Origin of the sequence: Noviherbaspirillum cavernae (genome assembly GCF_003590875.1) — a bacterium.
Taxonomy (GTDB): domain Bacteria; phylum Pseudomonadota; class Gammaproteobacteria; order Burkholderiales; family Burkholderiaceae_D; genus Noviherbaspirillum; species Noviherbaspirillum cavernae.
Window position 1 is genome coordinate 2492556 of the sequence record NZ_QYUN01000002.1, and the last position, 18991, is coordinate 2511546.

The 18991-nt window shown below is 60.8% G+C and carries 19 protein-coding genes; 11 read left to right on the forward strand and 8 right to left on the reverse strand.

Going from position 1 to position 18991, the window contains the following annotated elements; translation table 11 throughout:
* Position 1 precedes the first annotated feature (1 nt).
* Genes cyoB through D3870_RS11635 form a run of 6 tightly spaced genes read left to right on the forward strand, consistent with a single transcriptional unit; the run spans position 2 to position 5786 of the window.
* A complete protein-coding gene (gene cyoB, locus D3870_RS11610; protein WP_119739259.1) occupies positions 2–2005 on the forward strand; it encodes a cytochrome o ubiquinol oxidase subunit I in 2004 nt (667 codons plus the stop codon).
* Entirely contained in the window at positions 1998–2645 is a 648-nt protein-coding gene (gene cyoC, locus D3870_RS11615) for a cytochrome o ubiquinol oxidase subunit III (protein WP_199710624.1), read from the forward strand. Before cyoB ends, cyoC begins: the two co-directional genes overlap by 8 nt.
* The gene (cyoD, locus tag D3870_RS11620) at positions 2642–3067 is read left to right on the forward strand and encodes a cytochrome o ubiquinol oxidase subunit IV (protein WP_119739263.1); all 426 of its coding nucleotides are present in this window, start codon (positions 2642–2644) and stop codon (positions 3065–3067) included. The genes cyoC and cyoD overlap by 4 nt, the downstream gene beginning before the upstream one ends.
* Positions 3064–3927, forward strand: coding sequence for an SURF1 family protein (locus D3870_RS11625; protein ID WP_119739265.1), 864 nt, complete (start codon positions 3064–3066; stop codon positions 3925–3927). The genes cyoD and D3870_RS11625 overlap by 4 nt, the downstream gene beginning before the upstream one ends.
* Positions 3911–5260, forward strand: a complete 1350-nt coding sequence (locus D3870_RS11630) for an ATP-binding protein (protein ID WP_119739267.1) — start codon at positions 3911–3913, stop codon at positions 5258–5260. Before D3870_RS11625 ends, D3870_RS11630 begins: the two co-directional genes overlap by 17 nt.
* Positions 5250–5786, forward strand: coding sequence for a response regulator transcription factor (locus D3870_RS11635; protein ID WP_119739269.1), 537 nt, complete (start codon positions 5250–5252; stop codon positions 5784–5786). The genes D3870_RS11630 and D3870_RS11635 overlap by 11 nt, the downstream gene beginning before the upstream one ends.
* Here the strand turns inward: D3870_RS11635 and eda are convergent.
* Entirely contained in the window at positions 5779–6411 is a 633-nt protein-coding gene (gene eda / locus D3870_RS11640; RefSeq protein WP_119739271.1) for a bifunctional 4-hydroxy-2-oxoglutarate aldolase/2-dehydro-3-deoxy-phosphogluconate aldolase, read from the reverse strand. The genes D3870_RS11635 and eda overlap by 8 nt on opposite strands.
* Entirely contained in the window at positions 6408–8252 is a 1845-nt protein-coding gene (gene edd, locus D3870_RS11645) for a phosphogluconate dehydratase (RefSeq protein ID WP_119739273.1), read from the reverse strand. The genes eda and edd overlap by 4 nt, the downstream gene beginning before the upstream one ends.
* A gap of 258 nt (positions 8253–8510) precedes the next feature.
* Between edd and pgi the strand changes: the two genes are divergently transcribed.
* The 4 genes from pgi to tal all read left to right on the forward strand — a co-directional run bounded on the left by pgi (position 8511) and on the right by tal (position 13856).
* On the forward strand, positions 8511–10163 hold the full coding sequence (pgi, locus tag D3870_RS11650; protein ID WP_119739275.1) for a glucose-6-phosphate isomerase: 1653 nt from the start codon (positions 8511–8513) through the stop codon (positions 10161–10163).
* Between the two features lie 196 nt (positions 10164–10359).
* Positions 10360–11832, forward strand: coding sequence for a glucose-6-phosphate dehydrogenase (zwf, locus tag D3870_RS11655; RefSeq protein WP_119739276.1), 1473 nt, complete (start codon positions 10360–10362; stop codon positions 11830–11832).
* Positions 11832–12701, forward strand: coding sequence for an SIS domain-containing protein (locus D3870_RS11660; RefSeq protein ID WP_119739278.1), 870 nt, complete (start codon positions 11832–11834; stop codon positions 12699–12701). Before zwf ends, D3870_RS11660 begins: the two co-directional genes overlap by 1 nt.
* A 219-nt stretch (positions 12702–12920) precedes the next feature.
* Positions 12921–13856, forward strand: a complete 936-nt coding sequence (gene tal, locus D3870_RS11670) for a transaldolase (RefSeq protein ID WP_119739282.1) — start codon at positions 12921–12923, stop codon at positions 13854–13856.
* An 18-nt stretch (positions 13857–13874) separates the two neighbouring features.
* On the opposite strand, the gene D3870_RS11675 is transcribed toward tal, so the two are convergent.
* From D3870_RS11675 to D3870_RS11685, 3 genes are read right to left on the reverse strand one after another with little or no spacing between them, the layout of a single operon-like run.
* Positions 13875–14504 (reverse strand): FMN-binding negative transcriptional regulator, encoded by a 630-nt coding sequence (locus D3870_RS11675; RefSeq protein WP_119739284.1) that lies wholly within the window; start codon positions 14502–14504, stop codon positions 13875–13877.
* A 54-nt stretch (positions 14505–14558) separates the two neighbouring features.
* Entirely contained in the window at positions 14559–15020 is a 462-nt protein-coding gene (locus D3870_RS11680) for an OsmC family protein (protein ID WP_119739286.1), read from the reverse strand.
* A gap of 32 nt (positions 15021–15052) precedes the next feature.
* On the reverse strand, positions 15053–15454 hold the full coding sequence (locus D3870_RS11685; protein ID WP_119741990.1) for a GNAT family N-acetyltransferase: 402 nt from the start codon (positions 15452–15454) through the stop codon (positions 15053–15055).
* A gap of 103 nt (positions 15455–15557) precedes the next feature.
* Between D3870_RS11685 and pdxR the strand changes: the two genes are divergently transcribed.
* The gene (pdxR, locus tag D3870_RS11690) at positions 15558–17030 is read left to right on the forward strand and encodes a MocR-like pyridoxine biosynthesis transcription factor PdxR (protein ID WP_119739288.1); all 1473 of its coding nucleotides are present in this window, start codon (positions 15558–15560) and stop codon (positions 17028–17030) included.
* Positions 17031–17074: 44 nt separating this feature from the next.
* Here pdxR and D3870_RS11695 read toward each other — a convergent pair whose 3' ends face one another.
* The 3 genes from D3870_RS11695 to D3870_RS11705 all read right to left on the reverse strand — a co-directional run bounded on the left by D3870_RS11695 (position 17075) and on the right by D3870_RS11705 (position 18973).
* On the reverse strand, positions 17075–17677 hold the full coding sequence (locus tag D3870_RS11695) for a HupE/UreJ family protein (RefSeq protein WP_119739290.1): 603 nt from the start codon (positions 17675–17677) through the stop codon (positions 17075–17077).
* Between the two features lie 276 nt (positions 17678–17953).
* Positions 17954–18550: a recombination mediator RecR gene (gene recR, locus D3870_RS11700; RefSeq protein ID WP_119739292.1), complete on the reverse strand. Its 597-nt coding sequence runs from the start codon at positions 18548–18550 to the stop codon at positions 17954–17956.
* Positions 18551–18646: 96 nt separating this feature from the next.
* Positions 18647–18973: a YbaB/EbfC family nucleoid-associated protein gene (locus D3870_RS11705; RefSeq protein ID WP_119739294.1), complete on the reverse strand. Its 327-nt coding sequence runs from the start codon at positions 18971–18973 to the stop codon at positions 18647–18649.
* Positions 18974–18991: the final 18 nt, after the last annotated feature.

Consider the following 18991-nt stretch of genomic DNA (forward strand, 5'->3'; position numbering starts at 1 on the left):
GATGCCAGACCAAAATCACCTGACGGAGCTCATCTTCGGGCGACTGACATGGGATGCGATTCCATTCCACGAACCCATCCTGATAGGCACCTTTCTCATGTGCGCCATTGGCGGCGTGGCGATCCTCGCTGCGCTGACACGTTTCCGCCTCTGGGGCACCTTGTGGCATGACTGGATCACCAGCATCGACCACAAGAAAATCGGCATCATGTACATGATCCTGGGCCTCGTGATGCTGCTGCGCGGCTTTGCCGACGCGCTGATGATGCGCGCCCAGCAAGCGTTCGCTTTCGGCGATGCTGCCGGCTTCCTGCCGCCCGACCACTACGACCAGATCTTCACGGCGCACGGCGTGATCATGATCTTCTTCGTCGCCATGCCTCTCGTCACCGGCCTGATGAACTATGTCGTGCCGCTGCAGATCGGCGCGCGCGACGTGGCATTCCCGTTCCTGAACAACTTCAGCTTCTGGATGACCACCTTCGGCGCCGGTCTGACGATGGCATCCCTGTTCGTGGGTGAATTCGCGCGCACCGGCTGGCTTGCCTATCCGCCGCTGTCCGGCATCCTGTCCAGTCCCGATGTCGGCGTCGATTACTACATCTGGTCATTGCAGATTGCCGGGGTAGGTACCCTGCTATCAGGGATTAACCTGATCGCGACTATCGTGAAAATGCGCGCGCCCGGCATGACCATGATGAAGATGCCGGTGTTCACCTGGACCTCGCTGTGTACCAACGTGCTGATCGTCGCCGCCTTCCCGGTGCTGACCGCGGTGCTCGGCATGCTGTCGATGGATCGCATGCTCGGCGCGAACTTCTTTACCAACGACCTTGGCGGCAACGCCATGATGTACGTCAACCTGATCTGGATCTGGGGTCATCCCGAGGTGTACATCCTGATCCTGCCGGCGTTCGGCATCTTCTCGGAAGTGGTGTCCACCTTCTCCGGCAAGCGCCTGTTCGGCTACACCTCGATGGTGTATGCGACCGTGGTCATCACGATCCTGTCGTATCTGGTCTGGCTGCACCACTTCTTCACGATGGGTTCGGGCGCGAGCGTCAATTCGTTCTTCGGCATCACGACGATGATCATCTCGATCCCGACCGGGGCGAAGATCTTCAATTGGCTGTTCACCATGTATCGCGGCCGCATCCGCTTCGAACTGCCGATGATGTGGACCGTCGCCTTCATGGTGACCTTTGTGATCGGCGGCATGACGGGCGTGCTGCTGGCCGTGCCGCCGGCCGACTTCGTGCTGCACAACAGCCTGTTCCTGATCGCGCACTTCCACAACGTGATCATCGGCGGCGTGCTGTTCGGCCTGTTTGCCGGCATCCACTACTGGTTCCCGAAAGCGTTCGGCTACAAGCTCGACGATTTCTGGGGCAAGGTATCGTTCTGGTGCTGGGTCATCGGCTTCTATCTCGCCTTCATGCCGCTGTATGTGCTCGGTCTGATGGGTGTGACGCGCCGCATGAGCCATTTCGAGGACCCCTCGCTGCAGATCTGGTTCCAGATCGCGGCGCTCGGCGCGGTCCTGATTGCCTGCGGCATCGGCGCGATGCTCGTGCAGTTCTACGTCAGCTTCCGACGCCGCCATGCGCTGCGCGACGTGACCGGCGATCCGTGGGACGGCCGCACGCTGGAATGGGCGACCTCGTCGCCGCCGCCTGACTACAACTTCGCCTTCACGCCGCGCGTCTACGACAACGACGCATGGACGGACATGAAGAAGCAAGGTTACGTGCGTCCGCAGAAAGGATTTACCCCGATCCACATGCCGAAGAACACGGCTGCCGGCTTCGTGATTGCGGCCCTCTCCGCGTTCGTCGGTTTCGCCCTGATCTGGCACATGTGGCTGGTGGCCGGCCTCGGTTTCGCGGCGATGATGGCTGCCATCATCATCCATACCTTCAATTACAAACGCGACTTTCACATTCCGGCCGACGTCGTTGTCCGTACCGAGAATGCTCGCACCCGACTGCTGGAAAGCCATGCCTGAGATCATTGCCACTCCTCGCAGCGCCATGGGCGCTGAAACGACCGCCGACCCGAGCGCGCGCTTCCACGTGCGCGAGCACCACCCGGAAAACGGTACCCAGCTGGGTTTCTGGCTCTATTTGATGAGCGACTGCCTGATCTTTGCGTGCCTGTTCGCCACCTACGCGGTGCTGGGACGCAACTATGCGGGCGGTCCGTCGGGTGCGGAACTGTTCGATCTGCCGCTGGTGGCAACCAACACGGCATTGCTGCTGCTGTCGTCGATCACCTACGGCTTTGCGATGCTGGAGTCGCAGCGCAAGCGCCTGGGCAGCACCTTGCTGTGGCTGGGCGTGACCGGCCTGTTCGGCGCCGGCTTTCTTGCGCTGGAGCTGTATGAGTTCGCCCACCTGATCCACGCAGGCGCAGGCCCGCAGCGCAGCGGCTTCCTGACGGCCTTCTTCGCGCTGGTCGCCACGCACGGCCTGCACGTGAGCTTCGGCATCGTCTGGCTCGTGACGCTGATGTTCCAGCTCAACCGGCACGGACTGATCCCGGAAAACCGCCGCCGCCTGATGTGCCTGTCCATGTTCTGGCACTTCCTCGACGTGATCTGGATCGGCGTCTTCACCTTTGTCTACCTGATGGGAGTCCTGCCATGAGCAGCCACCACGACACGCATGCCGATGATCACGACCACCACGGTCACCACAGTCACGATGAGCATGCCGACCACGGCAGCCTGAAAAGCTATGCCATCGGCTTCGTGCTGTCGGTGATCCTGACCGCGATCCCGTTCTGGCTGGTGATGGGCAAGGTATTCGACAAATCCGGCACCACCGCCATGGTCATCCTCGGCTTCGCTGCCGTGCAGGTCGTCGTCCATATGGTCTATTTCCTGCACATGAACACCAGGGCCGAAGGCGGCTGGTCCATGCTTGCGCTGATCTTCACCGTCGTGCTGGTAGTCATCATGCTGGCCGGCTCGCTCTGGGTGATGTATCACCTCAATCACAACATGATGCCGGGCATGATGCACGACGCAACACAGCAGATACCGCACCAGATGCACAACATGCCATGACAGACCGGCCGGAGCGGCGCAGCGGTTCGGCTTCGGAGGAAACCGAACCACTGCGCCGACGCTCTTTCGCCATACTGCTTGCGCTTGCCGTATGCGCAACGCTGGCATTTGCAGGTTTCGTGGCGCTGGGGACATGGCAGCTTCAGCGCCTGCAATGGAAGCTTGCACTGATCGAACGGGTCGAGCAGCGGGTGCATGCCGCTCCCGTGCCCGCTCCGGGCCCGGACCGTTGGCCGCAGATCAATGCCGAAGCCGACGAGTACCGCCATGTGCGCGTCACGGGCACCTTCCTTCATGAACTCGCCACCCGGGTTCAGGCCACTACCGAACTTGGCAGTGGCTACTGGCTGCTGACGCCGCTGCGCAGTGAGGACGGCACCGTGGTGCTGGTCAACCGCGGCTTCATTCCGGCCAAGCCGACTGACTCGTCTGAACGGAAACGCCAGGATCGCCATGAGGTTTCCACCGTTAGCGGGCTGTTGCGCATCAGCGAGCCCGGCGGTGGTTTTCTACGCAACAACGATCCTGCCGCCAACCGCTGGCACTCCCGCGACGTTCAAGCCATTGCCGCAGCGCGCGGCCTGTCTCGGGTCGCTCCATACTTCGTGGATGCGGACTCTGCCAAGGACGCTGCGAACGAAAATTCGGGGGCTCTCTCGCCCGACCGCCCGATCGGCGGTTTGACGGTGATTTCCTTTCACAACAATCACTTGGTCTATGCGCTCACTTGGTATGCTTTGGCCTTGATGGTGGCCGGTGCCGGCGGATGGGTCGCGCGCGAGGAGCGAAGAATCCGCCGTGGCGCCGACACCCGTGCCGGGCATGTCAACCAAGAAAGCGAAGATGACAGGAAAAATTGAAACCGTTGCAAATCGGGAAGGCCTGAAGACAGGATCGGCCGCGGCGGCAAACATGGAACATCCTGCCGGTCACAAGAACATGCTGCAGCTCATCCAACTGCGCTGGATCGCCGCGATTGGACAGGTCACCACGATTGCCATCGTCACCCTCGGCTTTGGCATTCGCCTTCCGCTTCCGCAAATGCTCGCGGTGCTGGTATGTCTTGTTGCGTTCAACATCGGCAGCCAGTTGCGCTGGCACGAGCGTCAAACCGTCACTAACAGCGAACTGTTTTTTGCATTGCTGGTTGACGTCGCCAGCTTGACGGCCCAGCTGTATTTCAGCGGCGGAACGACCAATCCGTTTGCTTTTCTCTATCTATTGCAAGTCATTATCAGCGCCGTCCTGCTCGTAGCCTGGTCGACATGGACCATCGTCGCCATCACCAGCGCCTGCCTGGCCGGTCTGGCCCTGTTTTCCAAACCGCTGGCGCTACCGCTTGATAATGAACACAGTTTCCCCAATCTGTATATCCAAGGCATGCTGATCTGCTTTGTGCTCAATGCGGCATTGCTGGTGATCTACATCACGCGCATCAGCCGCAATCTGCGCGCGCACGATGCGCAACTTGCGGATATGCGCCAGCGCGCAGCCGAGGAAGAACACATCGTGCGCATGGGCCTGCTCGCTTCGGGCGCCGCGCATGAACTCGGCACCCCGCTGGCCATCCTGTCCGTGATTCTGGGAGACTGGCGGCAAATACCTCAACTCAACAAGAATATCGAGTTGCAGGAAGACATCACTGAAATGCAGACCCAATTGCAGCGTTGCAAATCAATTGTCAGCGGCATCCTGCTGTCGGCCGGCGAGGCGCGCGGCGAGTCGTCGGTGAAAACCACCATCAGCACTTTTCTGGATGAACTGGTCGAAGAATGGCGCTCCACCAGGCCGGTGGTCTCGTTCGACTATGAAAATCACATTCAGCAGGATCTCCCGGTGGTGTTCGACTCCACGTTGAAGCAGACGATTTTCAACGTGCTCGACAATGCGCTCGAAGCCTCGCCGCAATGGCTGAGTCTCGAAGCCATGCGCGAGAACGGCTCGCTGAAGTTGTTGATTACCGACGCCGGCCCCGGTTTCGCGCCCGAGATGCTGGCGCAATTCGGCAAGCCTTATCAATCGAGCAAGGGTCGGCCGGGCAGCGGATTGGGACTGTTCCTCGCAGTCAATGTGTCACGCACCTTGGGCGGCACCGTCACGGCGCGCAATCGCCCGAGCGGTGGAGCTGTCGTCGAACTGACCCTCCCTCTGGCAGCGATCGCTCTCGATGAGGACAAAGGACATGCCATCTGATCGTCTGTTGCTGATCGTCGAAGACGATGCCGCATTCGCCCGCACGCTCGGTCGCTCGTTCGAGCGCCGCGACTATCGGGTATTACTCGCTGCAAATATCAATGAAGCCGCCGCATTGCTGCAGGAGAACTCGCCCGGCTACGCGGTGGTTGACCTCAAGCTGAACGATGGCACGTCCGGGTTGACCTGCGTGCAAATGCTGCACAAGCATGATCCGGACATGTTAATCGTTGTCCTGACCGGCTTCGCCAGCATTAACACCGCAGTCGAGGCCATCAAGCTCGGTGCCTGCCAGTATCTGGCCAAGCCCTCCAATACCGACGATATCGAGGCGGCGTTCGGCCATGTCGCCGGCAATACCGAGGTCGAGCTGACCAATCGCTCGACCTCGATCAAGACACTCGAATGGGAACGCATTCACGAAACGCTCGTGGAAACCAACTTCAATATTTCCGAAACGGCGCGCCGCCTGGGAATGCATCGCCGCACCCTGGCCCGCAAGCTCGAAAAGCAGCGCATCAAATAGCCGGCCGCAACGCGCTCGCAGCTTTCGCCAGTTCAGTGATGCGAGTCCAGTCCGCCGCCTGCATCGCCGCCTTCGGCGTCAGCCACGATCCGCCGACGCACGCGACGTTTTGACATGCAAGGAATTGCGCCGCGTTCTCTGGCGACACGCCGCCGGTGGGACAGAACATCACGTCCGGCAAGGGTCCGGCGATCGCGTTGAGCATCCCGATTCCGCCCGCCGGCACGGCAGGAAACAACTTCAGCTGACGGAATCCCGCCTCGCGCGCCGCCATCACTTCGGACGGCGTCATCACGCCAGGCAGGAGCGGCAAGCCGCTTGTTTTCGCCGCCGCAACGAGAGCAGGCGTCAATCCCGGCGACACGCCGAATACCGCGCCGGCATCGCGCGCCGCCGCGAATTCCACGCCCTGGGTCAGGGTGCCGACGCCGACGATGGCTTCCGGCACCTGCTCCGCAATCGCCTGGATCGCGGACAAGCCATGCGCTGTGCGCAACGTCACTTCCAGCACGCGGATACCGCCCGCGACCAGCGCCCGCGCCATCGGCACCGCCTGATTGAGATCGTCGATCGCAATCACCGGGATCACGACCGATGCCTGCATGATGTCCAGCAGCTTGTTCATGCGTTCCCCCTCTCCAAAACCGGCGGCAGCCCGAATGTGGCTGCACCCTCTTCCGCCGCGCTGACCGAAGCGCGGAACATGGCGAACAGTTCGCGTCCCATGCCCACATGATTGGCCGACAGGTCGGCGGCTTCCATGCGGCGCGATTCCCATTCCGTCACGGGGACCAGCGCCTCGAGCACGCCGGCCTCGGCATCAAGCCGGATCATGTCGCCGGTGCGCACGCGGCCAAGCGGCCCGCCCGCCAATACTTCCGGCGACACATGGATCGCCGCCGGCACCTTGCCGGATGCGCCTGACATGCGGCCATCGGTCACCAGCGCCACATGCCGGCCGGCGTCCTGCAGCACGCCAAGCTCCGGCGTCAGCGAATGCAGCTCAGGCATGCCGTTGGCGCGCGGCCCCTGGTAGCGCACGACCGCGACGAAATCCCGATCCAGATCACCCTGCTTGAAGGCTTGCAGAAATGCCTCCTGCGAATCGAACACGATGGCTGGCGCTTCGACCAGACGGTGCTGCGGCTTCACGGCCGATATCTTGATCACGGCACGGCCCAGATTGCCGGTCAGCAGTTTCAATCCACCGTCGCGGGAGAATGGCGCATCGGCAGTGCGCAGCACATTCTCGTCGCCACTCGCCTCCGGCAGCGATTTCCAGACCACCGATTCGCCGTCGAGAAAGGGTTCCACGCAATGCGCATGCAAACCTCTGCCGAGCACCGTCATCACATCATCGTGCATTGCACCGATCTTCAGCAGCTCGCGGATCACGAATCCCGCGCCGCCGGCAGCGTGGAAATGATTCACGTCCGCTTCGCCATTCGGATAGATGCGCGCCAGCAGCGGCACAACCGCGGAAAGCGCATTGAAGTCGTCCCAGTCGATCACGATCCCCGCCGCCTTCGCAATCGCCACCAGATGCAGCGTGTGGTTGGTCGAGCCACCCGTCGCGAGCAAGGCGGCGATCGCGTTAACGATCGCCTTTTCATCGACGACATGGCCGACCGGCGTGTACTGTCCGCCTTCCGCGCTGATCCTTACCGCGTGCCGCGCCGCCTCGTGTGTGAGCGCATCGCGCAAGGGTGTGTTCGGCGTGATGAACGCAGCGCCCGGAAGGTGCAGACCCATGGCTTCCATCAGCATCTGGTTGCTGTTGGCGGTGCCGTAGAAGGTGCATGTGCCAGGCCCGTGATAGGACCTGGATTCTTCCTCCAGCAACTCGGCGCGTCCTATCTTCCCTTGCGCGTACAGTTGCCGGGTCCGCGCCTTCTCCGAATTGGCAATGCCGCTCGTCATCGGCCCGCCCGGAATGAATACCGCCGGCAAATGCCCGAAGTGCAACGCGCCGATCAGCAGGCCCGGCACGATCTTGTCGCAGATGCCGAGATAGACCGCCGCATCGAACATGTTGTGCGACAGCGCCACCGCCGTCGCCATCGCAATCGTGTCGCGCGAAAACAGAGACAGCTCCATCCCCGGCTGTCCTTGCGTCACGCCGTCGCACATGGCAGGCGTGCCGCCGGCGAATTGCGCAACGCCGCCCACCGCGCGCACTGCGTCCTTGATGATAGGGGGAAACCGCTCGAACGGCTGATGCGCCGACAGCATGTCGTTGTAAGAAGAGACGATCGCGACCGATGGCACCTTCTGCTGTTTCAGCATCAGTTTGTCGTTGGCGGGGAAGGCCGCAAAGCCGTGCGCGAGATTGGTGCACGACAAAGCGCTGCGGTGTACTCCTTGCTCGCGCGCAGCATCTACACGCGCCAGATAGGCACTCCGGTACGGCTTGCTGCGTTCGATGATGCGCGCTGTCACGGCAGCAACGGCGGGATGGATAGGCATGGGCGGGTTCCTGTGCAAAATGCCGATGTAATTTTACTACACATATGCGCGTGTCCGCATTGATTCCGGAACAACTGGTCGCACCGCCAAAAGGCAAGACCCTGGGCAGAAAGGCGACGGCTATTGAGCACAAAGCTCGGAATGTGTTGATGAGCAGCCGCAAACAAATGACATCTGCACAACAAACATTTGTAGTGAATTTACCAAAACTTGATGTATAGTTGAACTATTCAACACATCGCGACATCCACCTTCACCATGCGCCAAATCGCACTTACCGCCACGCCCGCATTCCATGCACTGCGCACGCATTATGCGGAAGCGAAAGACTGGCAGATGCGGGAATTGTTTGCCGCCGATCCCGCGCGCTTCTCCCGCTTCTCGATCGAGGCGGCCGGGCTATTGTTCGACTATTCGAAGAACAAGATCACCGATGCCACCATGCGCCTGCTCGTCGCATTGGCGCGGGAGCGTGGAGTCGAACAACGGCGCAACGCGATGTTTGCGGGCGAGAAAATCAATGCCACCGAACATCGGGCCGTACTGCACACCGCTCTGCGCGCGCCCGCCACCGGCACGCTCGTGGTAGATGGACAGAACGTGTCGCAAGAGGTTCATGCCGTGCTGCAGCGCATGCGCGCATTCAGCGACCGCGTACGCTCCGGTCAATGGCTCGGCAGCACCGACAAGCCGATCACCGATATCGTCAACATCGGCATCGGCGGCTCCGACCTCGGTCCGGAAATGGCGTGCCGCGCCTTGCGTCCCTACGTGCATCCGCGCCTGCGGATGCATTTCGTTTCGAATGCCGATGGCCATGATCTCGACGCGGTATTGCATCGGGTCAATGCGGACACCGTCCTGTTCGTTGTTGCCTCCAAGACTTTCACGACGCGCGAAACGATGATGAATGCGCAGTCGGCGCGCAGCTGGTTCCTTCGCGGCAAGAAAGAAGCCGACTTGCCAAAGCATTTCGTCGCAATCTCCACGAATACGGCAGCGGTTCGCGAATTCGGCATCGATACGGACAACATGTTTCCGTTCTGGGATTGGGTTGGCGGACGCTACTCGATCTGGTCCGCAATCGGCCTGCCGGTTGCGCTGGCCACCGGCTTCGATCGCTTCAGCGAATTCCTCGCCGGCGCATATGCCATGGATCGACACTTTCTCGACGCGCCGCTCGAGAAGAACATGCCGGTGATCATGGCGCTGATCGGCGTGTGGAACCGCAATTTCTTCGGCAGCACGTCGCGCTCGATCGCGCCATACCATCAGGACATGAATCGGCTCGCAACCTATCTGCAGCAGCTTGAAATGGAAAGCAACGGCAAGCGCGTTGCAATTGACGGCACGCCGCTCGATGTCGCGACCTGCCCCATTATCTGGGGCAACGTCGGCACCAATGGGCAGCACGCATATTTCCAGTTGCTGCATCAAGGCAGCGATATCACGCCGGTCGATTTCATCGCGTCGCTGGAACCTGATCACGACTTTCCCGGCCACCATGCCGTATTGCTGGCGAATTGCTTTGCACAGGCAGAAGCCTTCATGAAAGGCAAGACCGCCGACGAGGTACGCACCGAGATGCGCGCGCAGAACACCCCGCAAGCCGAGATCGAGGCATTGCTGCCGCACCGCACTTTCCCCGGCAATCGCCCAAGCAACATGATCGTGATGGATGCATTGACGCCCGCGACGCTGGGCGCGCTGATTGCGCTGTATGAACACAAGGTCTTCGTGCAGGGCGTGTTGTGGGGCATCAACAGTTTCGACCAGTGGGGCGTCGAGTTCGGCAAGGTACTGGCGAAGAGCATCGAGTCGGAATTGATCGGCGTGCCCGATCCGCAAGCGCACGACAGCTCCACCAATGCGCTGATCGCCCGCGCACGGGATGCATTGCGCGGTTCATGACCGAAACTTGAACGGATTTTGTTCGCCTAATCTGGAATGAAGAAGCAGAGAGTTTTTTCGATCTGCCGTCTGGCGCAATCCAGTGTCACGCAGGCAATGCATGAACCACGCCCGATGTCGCCTTGCGCCGCGATGACGACGGCATACCCACGAATCGGCGAACCAGCGCCCTTTCTCACAACGAGACAATGACATCATGGCTCTTGCAGATTTCGATTTGGTCCTGTTCGGCGGCAGCGGCGACTTGTCCATGCGCAAACTGGTGCCGGCCCTCTATCATCGCGACCGCGCGCATGATCTGCCATCGACGGCGCGCATCATCTGCGTCGGCCGACATGAATGGAGCCGCGATGAATTTCTGACAGCACTCAACGACAACGCCAGGCCGCACATCGCACAAGAGCTTTTCGATCCGGCTTTCTGGGAAACATTTTGCACACGTCTGACGTATGTGACGCTGGATGCCACCAACGCGAGCACCTATCAAGCACTGGTCGATGTCATGCGCAAGGATGCGTCGATCACGCGGATTTTCTATCTCGCCACGCCGCCCAGCCTGTTTGCCACCATTTGCAACAACCTGGCCGGATGCGGACTCGCCACCGCGCAGTCGCGCGTGGTGCTGGAAAAGCCGCTGGGGCGCGATCTCGCCAGCGCCAAGCTGATCAACGAGGAAGTCGGGCGCGTATTCGCCGAATCGCAAATCTTCCGCATCGATCACTACCTCGGCAAGGAACCGGTGCAGAATCTGCTTGCGCTGCGCTTCGGCAATGTGCTGTTCGAACCCTTGTGGCGGCGCGAATGGATTTCCGACGTGCAAATCACGATCGCGGAGGAACTCGGCGTCGCCAATCGCATGGGCTATTACGAAACGGCCGGTGCACTGCGCGACATGCTGCAGAATCACCTGCTGCAACTGCTGTGCATCGTCGCGATGGAGCCGCCGACCTGCGCGGCGCCCAACGCGGTGCGCGACGAAAAGCTGAAAGTGTTGCGTTCGCTCAAGCCCTTCACGCCACAGACGATTGCGCAGAATATCGTGCGCGGCCAGTATCGCGCCGGACATGTCAACGGCATGCCCGTGCCCGGATACCGCAAGGAAGCAGGTGCCAATCCGGAATCGCGCACCGAAACCTACGTCGCGCTGAAAGCGGAAATCGACACCTGGCGCTGGGCCGGCGTGCCCTTCTACCTGCGCACCGGCAAGCGCATGGCCGACCAGCTGGCGGAAATCGTGGTGCGCTTCAAGAACATCCCGCATTCGATCTTTGCCCAGCCCAACAGCAGCTTTCAGCCCAATTGCCTCGTGATCCGCCTGCAGCCGGACGAGGACCTGCAGCTGAACCTGATGGCGAAGACGCCCGGCGACGGCATGCGACTGCGCCCGGTGGAACTGGAACTGGATTTCCGCGAAACCTTCAAGATGCCGCGCATGGACGCCTACGAGCGGCTGCTGCTCGACGTGCTGCGCGGGCAACTGACACTGTTCATGCGCAGCGACGAACTCGAAGCGGCATGGGCGTGGCTTGAACCCATCCTCGATTACTGGGAGCGGGAGCAGGACCAACCCGTCCCGTACGCGGCCGGCACCTGGGGCCCCGCCGCCGCCAGCGCCCTGATCGGGCGCGACGGCTTGCAGTGGCGCGAAGAAGCCTTGCCGGAGCTGTGATGCTTCTCGATTCGATCCGGAACCAAATCGACTCGCTCTCCAAATCGGAAAAAAAAGTCGCTCTCGCCGTCCTCAAGAATCCCGAGCTGGCCGTCGACGAAAACATCACTGCGCTCGCCAGAAACGCCGGCGTGTCGGAGCCGACCGTGGTGCGCTTCTGTCGCACCCTGGGCCATGAAGGCTGGCACGATTTCAAGCTGAAACTCGCACAAGGGCTGGCCCTCGCGCTACCGAAAGCGAACGAACCGGCGCTGCAGGATGACCTCGCATCCGACCTGGTGAACAAGATCTGCAGCCGCTCGATCAACACCCTGCTCGACCTGCGCAACACGCTCAACCCGGATGCCATCGCCAAGGCGCTGGAGGTGCTGGCCGCGGCCAGCAAGATCGAGTTCTACGGACAAGGCACCTCGGGCATCGTCGCCGCCGACGCGCAACACAAGTTCTTCCGCTCCGGCGTGCCGACCGTGGCCTACGCCGATCCGCATATCCACAGCATCGCCGCCTCGCTGTTGAAGAAGGGCGACGCGGTCGTCGCCATCTCGCAGCGCGGCAACAGCACGGCCCTCCTGCGCAGCGTGCAGCTCGCGCGCAAGGCCGGCGCCGACATCATCGCCCTCACCCCCAGCGGAACACCGCTCGCCGAAGCCGCGACCCTGCTGGTGCCGGTCGATCTCGGCTTCGACACCGACCCGTACACGCCGATCTCGGCACGCCTCGCACATCTGGTCGTGATCGACATCCTCGCGGTCGGCCTCGCACTCAAACGCGGGCCGGAATTCCGCAAGAAGATGCAGAATGCGCAAAAGGCGCTGCAGAAATTCGACGTGCAGTTCGACTCCTTCCTCCGGCACGCGCCGAAAAGCTGACACGGATTAGCTGACACGGATTCATTCACAGCCGATATCGGCAGGCCGCGCGAATGCCGCTTCCCGTGCCCATGCCGTCATTCCGGACGAAGTGAGGAATCTCAACCGTCGGCAACACCTCAGGAATTTGAGGCATCTCATTCGCACTCGCCATCCACGCCGCGCCATCGCAAAATGCCGTTATCATTTGCATCTTTGATATCATCAACTTTTGCCGCCATGAACCAGCTCGATCAACTGAAGCAATACACCACCATCGTTGCCGACACCGGCGATTTCCAGGCGATGAAAGCCTTCGCCCCGCACGACGCCACCACCAATCCCTCGCTGATCCTGAAGGCAGTGCAAAAGGACGAATACAAGCCCTTGCTGGAAAAAGCGGTGCGCGAGCACGGCCGCAAATCGACCGGCGAAATCATCGACCACCTGCTGGTCGCCTTCGGCCTGGAAATCCTGAAGCTCATCCCCGGCCGCGTCTCGACCGAAACCGATGCGCGCCTGTCCTTCGACACGCAAGGCACCATCGCCAAGGGCCGCAGCCTGATCGCACTGTACGAGGCGGCGGACATTCCGCGCGAGCGCGTGCTGATCAAGATCGCCTCGACGTGGGAAGGCATCCGCGCCGCCGAAGTGCTGGAGAAGGAAGGCATCCGCTGCAACATGACACTGCTGTTCGCGCTGCCGCAAGCGATCGCCTGCGCCGACGCCGGCGCGCAGCTCATCTCGCCCTTCGTCGGCCGCATCTACGACTGGTACAAGAAGGCCACCGGACAGGATTACACCGGCGCGGACGATCCGGGCGTGCAATCGGTCAAGCGCATCTACAACTACTACCGCAAGTTCGGCTACAAGACGGAAGTGATGGGCGCGAGCTTCCGCAACACCTCGCAGATCACCGAACTGGCCGGCTGCGACCTGCTGACCATCAGCCCGGAGCTGTTGCAGAAACTGGCGGAAAGCGATGCGCCGGTCACGCGCAAGTTGAGCGAGGAGACAGCACAAGCAGCAGATATCCAGAAGCTGGCGCTGGACGAAAAATCCTTCCGACTGATGCTGAACGAAGACGCGATGGGAACGGAAAAGCTGGCGGAAGGAATCCGCCTGTTCTGCGCCGATGCGGTCAAGCTGGAAAAGATGATCGAGGCATTGCGCTGACATTGCCTTTGCCGCACTTCACGCGGGGTCGTTCCCTTTCATTCTGACAGCCTCGGCCATGGCACCGGCATTCTGCAAGCCCCGCGCAATCCCTTCGCGATTCACCGCAGGCTGGTTCTGGCTGACCTTCCACTTGCCGACAAGTCTGGTCACGGGAATTTCAATGCCGACGATTGCAGAGAGAAGTTTGTCGATGTAATCCGTCGGCGCATCCGCCACCTTCCACGGCTGTGCCTGCCCCTTTTCATGCCGCTCGGTGAGCCGCCCCACCAGACCGCGCAGCCATTGCGGATCGTCAATGATTTTCAGCGGCCCTGATGCGTGCACCACCATGTAGTTCCAGGTCGGCACCACCTTCCCGCTTTCCTGCTTTGTCGCATACCACGATGGCGAGATGTAGGCCTGCGCGCCCTGAAACACGATCAGCGCATCGACCTCGGACGAGAATTCCCGCCACACCGAATTGCTGCGCGCCACATGCGCGCGCAAGGTGCCGAAGGGCGCAGGTTCAGGATCGAGTTCAAAAGGGATATGGTTGGCGTTGAGTCCGTTCGAATCGAGCGTGACCAGCGTGCCGAGCGGATGCTCGCGCATCAGTTCAAACATCGCTTCCGGGCGCTTTTCCTCGAAATGCGGCGGCATGTACATGCGGGATCCTTCACGTAATGAGAAACACTGACGAACTGACTGCACCTCCGGCAGTCAAGTCGACTCCACCACGATTTCCGACTTCAGGGAGTTCGCGATATAGCACTCCTCATGCGAATAATGATGCATGGCATCGAGTTCATCCGCCGTCGGTTGCCGCTCGTCGCTGAACACGACCTTCGGCCGCAGGGTGATGCGCGTCATCGCCATCTTGCCGTCGCCATTGGTATCCATCACCCCGACTGCATTGTCCAGATACGACTCCACGACGAAGCCGCGCTTCGCGGCGACATGCAGGAAAAACAGCATGTGGCAACTCGATGCGGCGGCAACCAGCGCTTCTTCCGGATCGACATTGGCAGCATTCGACATCGGCAGAGGAACGCTCAAGGGCGACGACGATGCCGGCACGCGCGCACCGCCATCGAAAATCCATTCATGTGCCCGGCTGTAGCGGTTGTCGACGAATGTCTGGTCGCCGCGCTGCCAGGAAACGGTGGCTTCATAGGTATGCATGGTGTTCTCCGTTATCAGGAATGAGGCCGGGATCAGCGGGTCCGCTTGATGATCCAGCCATTGCCTACCGCTTCGAATCCGACTTTCGGGTAGTAGTTCATTGCTTCCGGTGCCGCGAGCAGCAATAGCATGGTCTCTTCGCCGATCGCCGCGCGGACATGCCGGATCAGCTCGCCGCCGATCCCGGTGTGCTGATGGCGCTTGTCCACTGCGAGATCGGACAGGTAGCAACAATAGCTGAAGTCCGTCAAGGCACGGGCGACGCCGACCAGCCGGTCCTCATCCCATGCGGTAATCAGCACATCGGCATGCTTCAGCATTTTCTCCATGCGGGCCAGATCACCGGTCGGCCGCCGGATTCCGGAAGCGTCGAACAGTGCTGCCAATTGCGCTGGAGAAATGGGTTTTCTGTTTTCGTAGCGTATCGTATTCATGTCACCTTCCGCAGTGATTTCAGGCCAAAGATACCGCGCCATTTGGCTTTCTTGAAGTACCAATAAATGCTATTTTAAGAATACCAATCCTGAGCACATTCTCATGCATCTTGCCCAATCCCTCACCGCCCTGCGCCTTGATCCCGAATCATCGACACCGATGTTCCGCCAACTGTACGACGCGATCAAGGCAGCGATACTTTCGGGACAGATCACGCCCGGCGTGCAGTTGCCGCCGACACGCGAATTTGCGCTGCTGCTGGGCGTGTCACGACAGACGGTCCTGAATGCCTTTTCGCAATTGATGGCCGAGGGATTCCTGTCGGGAACGATCGGCAAGGGAACGTTCGTCAGTCACAGCCTGTCGATCGCCCTCACGCGCGGCAAGCCGGATGTGCCGGCACCGCATCCTGCTCCACTGCGTCCCTTGTCAAATCGCGGACAGTGCTTCGTCGGCGAGAAGATTCGATTGAACACGCATCAAGGAACGCCCAGGCCATTTCGCATCGGCATGCCCGGCATCGATGTCTTTCCCTTCGATGTCTGGGCGCGACTCGAAGCGCGTCGCTGGCGGCGGCCCGTGGATCCACTGGGATACGGCGATCCCGCCGGCTATCGGCCGCTGCGCGAATTGCTTGCGGCCTACCTGCGCGCTTCGCGCGGCGTTCATTGCACAGCCGAACAAATCATCGTCACATCCGGTTCACAACAAGCCTTGTTCTTGATAGCAACGATGCTGCTCGCGCCCGGCGACGCGGCATGGATGGAAGACCCCGGTTATCAAGGCATCGGTGCATTGCTGCATGCCGTCCAGGCAAAGATATGCCCCATTCCGGTCGATGAACAGGGAATCTCTATTGCGCATGGCATGGCGCATCATGCCGATGCCAAACTCGCTTATGTCACGCCCTCGCATCAGTACCCATTGGGCGTGACGATGAGCTTGCAGCGGCGGCTGGAGCTGCTGGACTGGGCGGCAAAGAACAGGATGTGGGTCGTGGAGGACGAATACGACAGCGATTACCGCTACACGGGAAGGCCGCTGGCTTCCTTGCAAAGCCTCGACAGGAGCGGTTGCGTGATCTACGTCGGCACCTTGTCCAAGGTGCTGTTTCCCGGCTTGCGTCTGGGTTATCTGGTCGCGCCGCCGGCCCTGGTCGAGGCATTTTCCCAAGGAAAAGGGGTTCTCGACCGGCATACCGCCATCGTGCCGCAAATCGTGCTGTCGGACTTCATTGCGGAAGGTCATTTCAGCCGGCACATCAGGCGCACCCGCGAGATTTACGCCGAACGGCGCACCGCCCTGCTGGAATCTCTCGATGCAATGCTGGCCGATGAAATCCGGCTCGGCCCGACTGACGCCGGGCTGCACATCGCGGGCGCATTCGTCAACGAACATGATGACAAGGCCGTGGCCGAGGCCGCGCTGCGAAAAGGGATAGAAGTACGGGCGCTATCGCGGTTCTACGCGACGCCGGACCGGAGTGCATCCGGCTTGCTGCTCGGGTTTGCGACTGCCACGCCGGACGATATCAGGCGCGGCGTCGCCACATTGAAGGAAGTGCTGAAAGGCTGATCGCTTGCACTCGAATCGTGCAGAGCGGACAGCCGAACCCTGTGTCAGGCAAGACCGGCCAGAAGAAAGGCCCCCGTCGCGGCAATCCCGGCCCCGATCAGGCGCACGACCTTGTCCGCCGTCCTCTGCCCTGCCGCCAGGCCAACCGCCAATCCGATCAGATGCAAGACGAATGTCGCGGCAACGAAGCCGATACAGTAAAGAACCGGCGAAACATCTTTCGGCAACTCAATCCCGTGTGCGTGGCCGTGCGCCAGCGCGAACGTTGAAACCAGCGCCGCACTTGCCCAGACCGGCATCCTGACGGCGAATGCAATCAGCAGTCCCAGTACGACAACCGAGCCGCTGATGCCTGCTTCCACGCCCGGCAACTGCATGCCGTACACGCCCGCAACTGCTCCCAGAATCATCATCAAGGGGAAGACCAGCGGCAGCAGCCACACTGCGGAACGCTTGTGCTGCGCAGCCCAGAGACCAACCGCGAGCATCGCCAGCAAATGATCCAGTCCGGAGAATGGATGTGCGAATCCGGCTGCAAACCCATGCACATGATCGCCTCCCGAGTGGGCCAACGCCGGCATTGCGACCAGTGCGGACACCGCGAAAACAGCAGTACGCAACCCGGCTTTCTCTGAAATTTGAAACATGCATTTTCTCCCTGTATGGTTTTCGACAATGCGGCGTGTGCCCATTGCCAAAATGGCGCGCATCGCACAACACCGGTGCAAAAAAACTGTCAGAGGTACCAAAGCAAAACTCGCGCCCATGCATGGCGCAGAGCGTTCGACGCCGTCTATGAGAACAGATTGCTGTTGAAGGTGAAATAGCCGAGCAGGAAAAGAGCAAGCGCGATGGCGAACTGCTTCCAGAAATTCTTGTTCATGTCGTCTCCTGAATGATTTTTTGGCCGTGGGGTGGGAAGCTCATGTCGCACGGCGGTCGAGCATCGCGCGCGCAATCGTGCCGGCATCGACATACTCCAGTTCGCCGCCGACCGGCACGCCGCGCGCAAGGCGGCTCACCTTGAGGCCGCGCGCCTTGAGCGTTTCACTGATGTAGTGCGCGGTCGCCTCGCCTTCGTTGGTGAAGTTGGTGGCAAGTACGACTTCGCTCACGACGCCATCGGTGGCGCGCGCGATCAGTTTTTCCAGATGAATGTCTTTCGGACCGATGCCGTCCAGCGGCGACAGATGCCCCATCAGGATGAAGTACAGGCCCTTGTACGTCAGCGTTTGCTCGATCATCAGTTGATCTGCAGGCGTCTCCACCACGCAGAGCAGACCGGCGTCGCGCTCCGTATCCATGCACGTCTCGCACACTTCATTTTCGGTGAAGGTATTGCACTTCGCGCAGTGATGGATTCTTTCGACCGCCTGTGACAATGCGCGACCCAGCATCGCCGCGCCATCGCGGTCATGCTGCATCAGATGGTAGGCCATGCGCTGCGCCGACTTCGGGCCGACGCCGGGCAGGCGGCGCAATGCTTCAGAAAGGAATTCGAGGCTGGATGGCGATTTCACTGCATCTCACTGTATTCCGCCCGATGATGTGCCTGACGCAGGAGGTCGCATTGACGCCATCCCGTCGCACCAGGCACAAACACCAGACCGGGAAAATCAAAACGGCATCTTGAAGCCGGGCGGAAGCGGCAGGCCGGCAGTCATGCCCGCCATTTTTTCCTGCGACGTCGCTTCGGCCTTGCGCACCGCATCGTTGAAGGCGGCTGCAACGAGGTCCTCCAGCATGTCCTTGTCGTCGCCCAAGAGCGACGGATCGATCGACACGCGCTTGACGTCGTTCTTGCAGGTCATCACGACCTTGACCATCCCTGCGCCGGATTGGCCTTCCACTTCGATCAATGCAAGCTGATCCTGCATCTTCTTCATGTTGTCCTGCATTGCCTGGGCTTGCTTCATCAGCCCTGCCAGTTGGCCCTTCATCATGGTGATTCTCCTGATCGG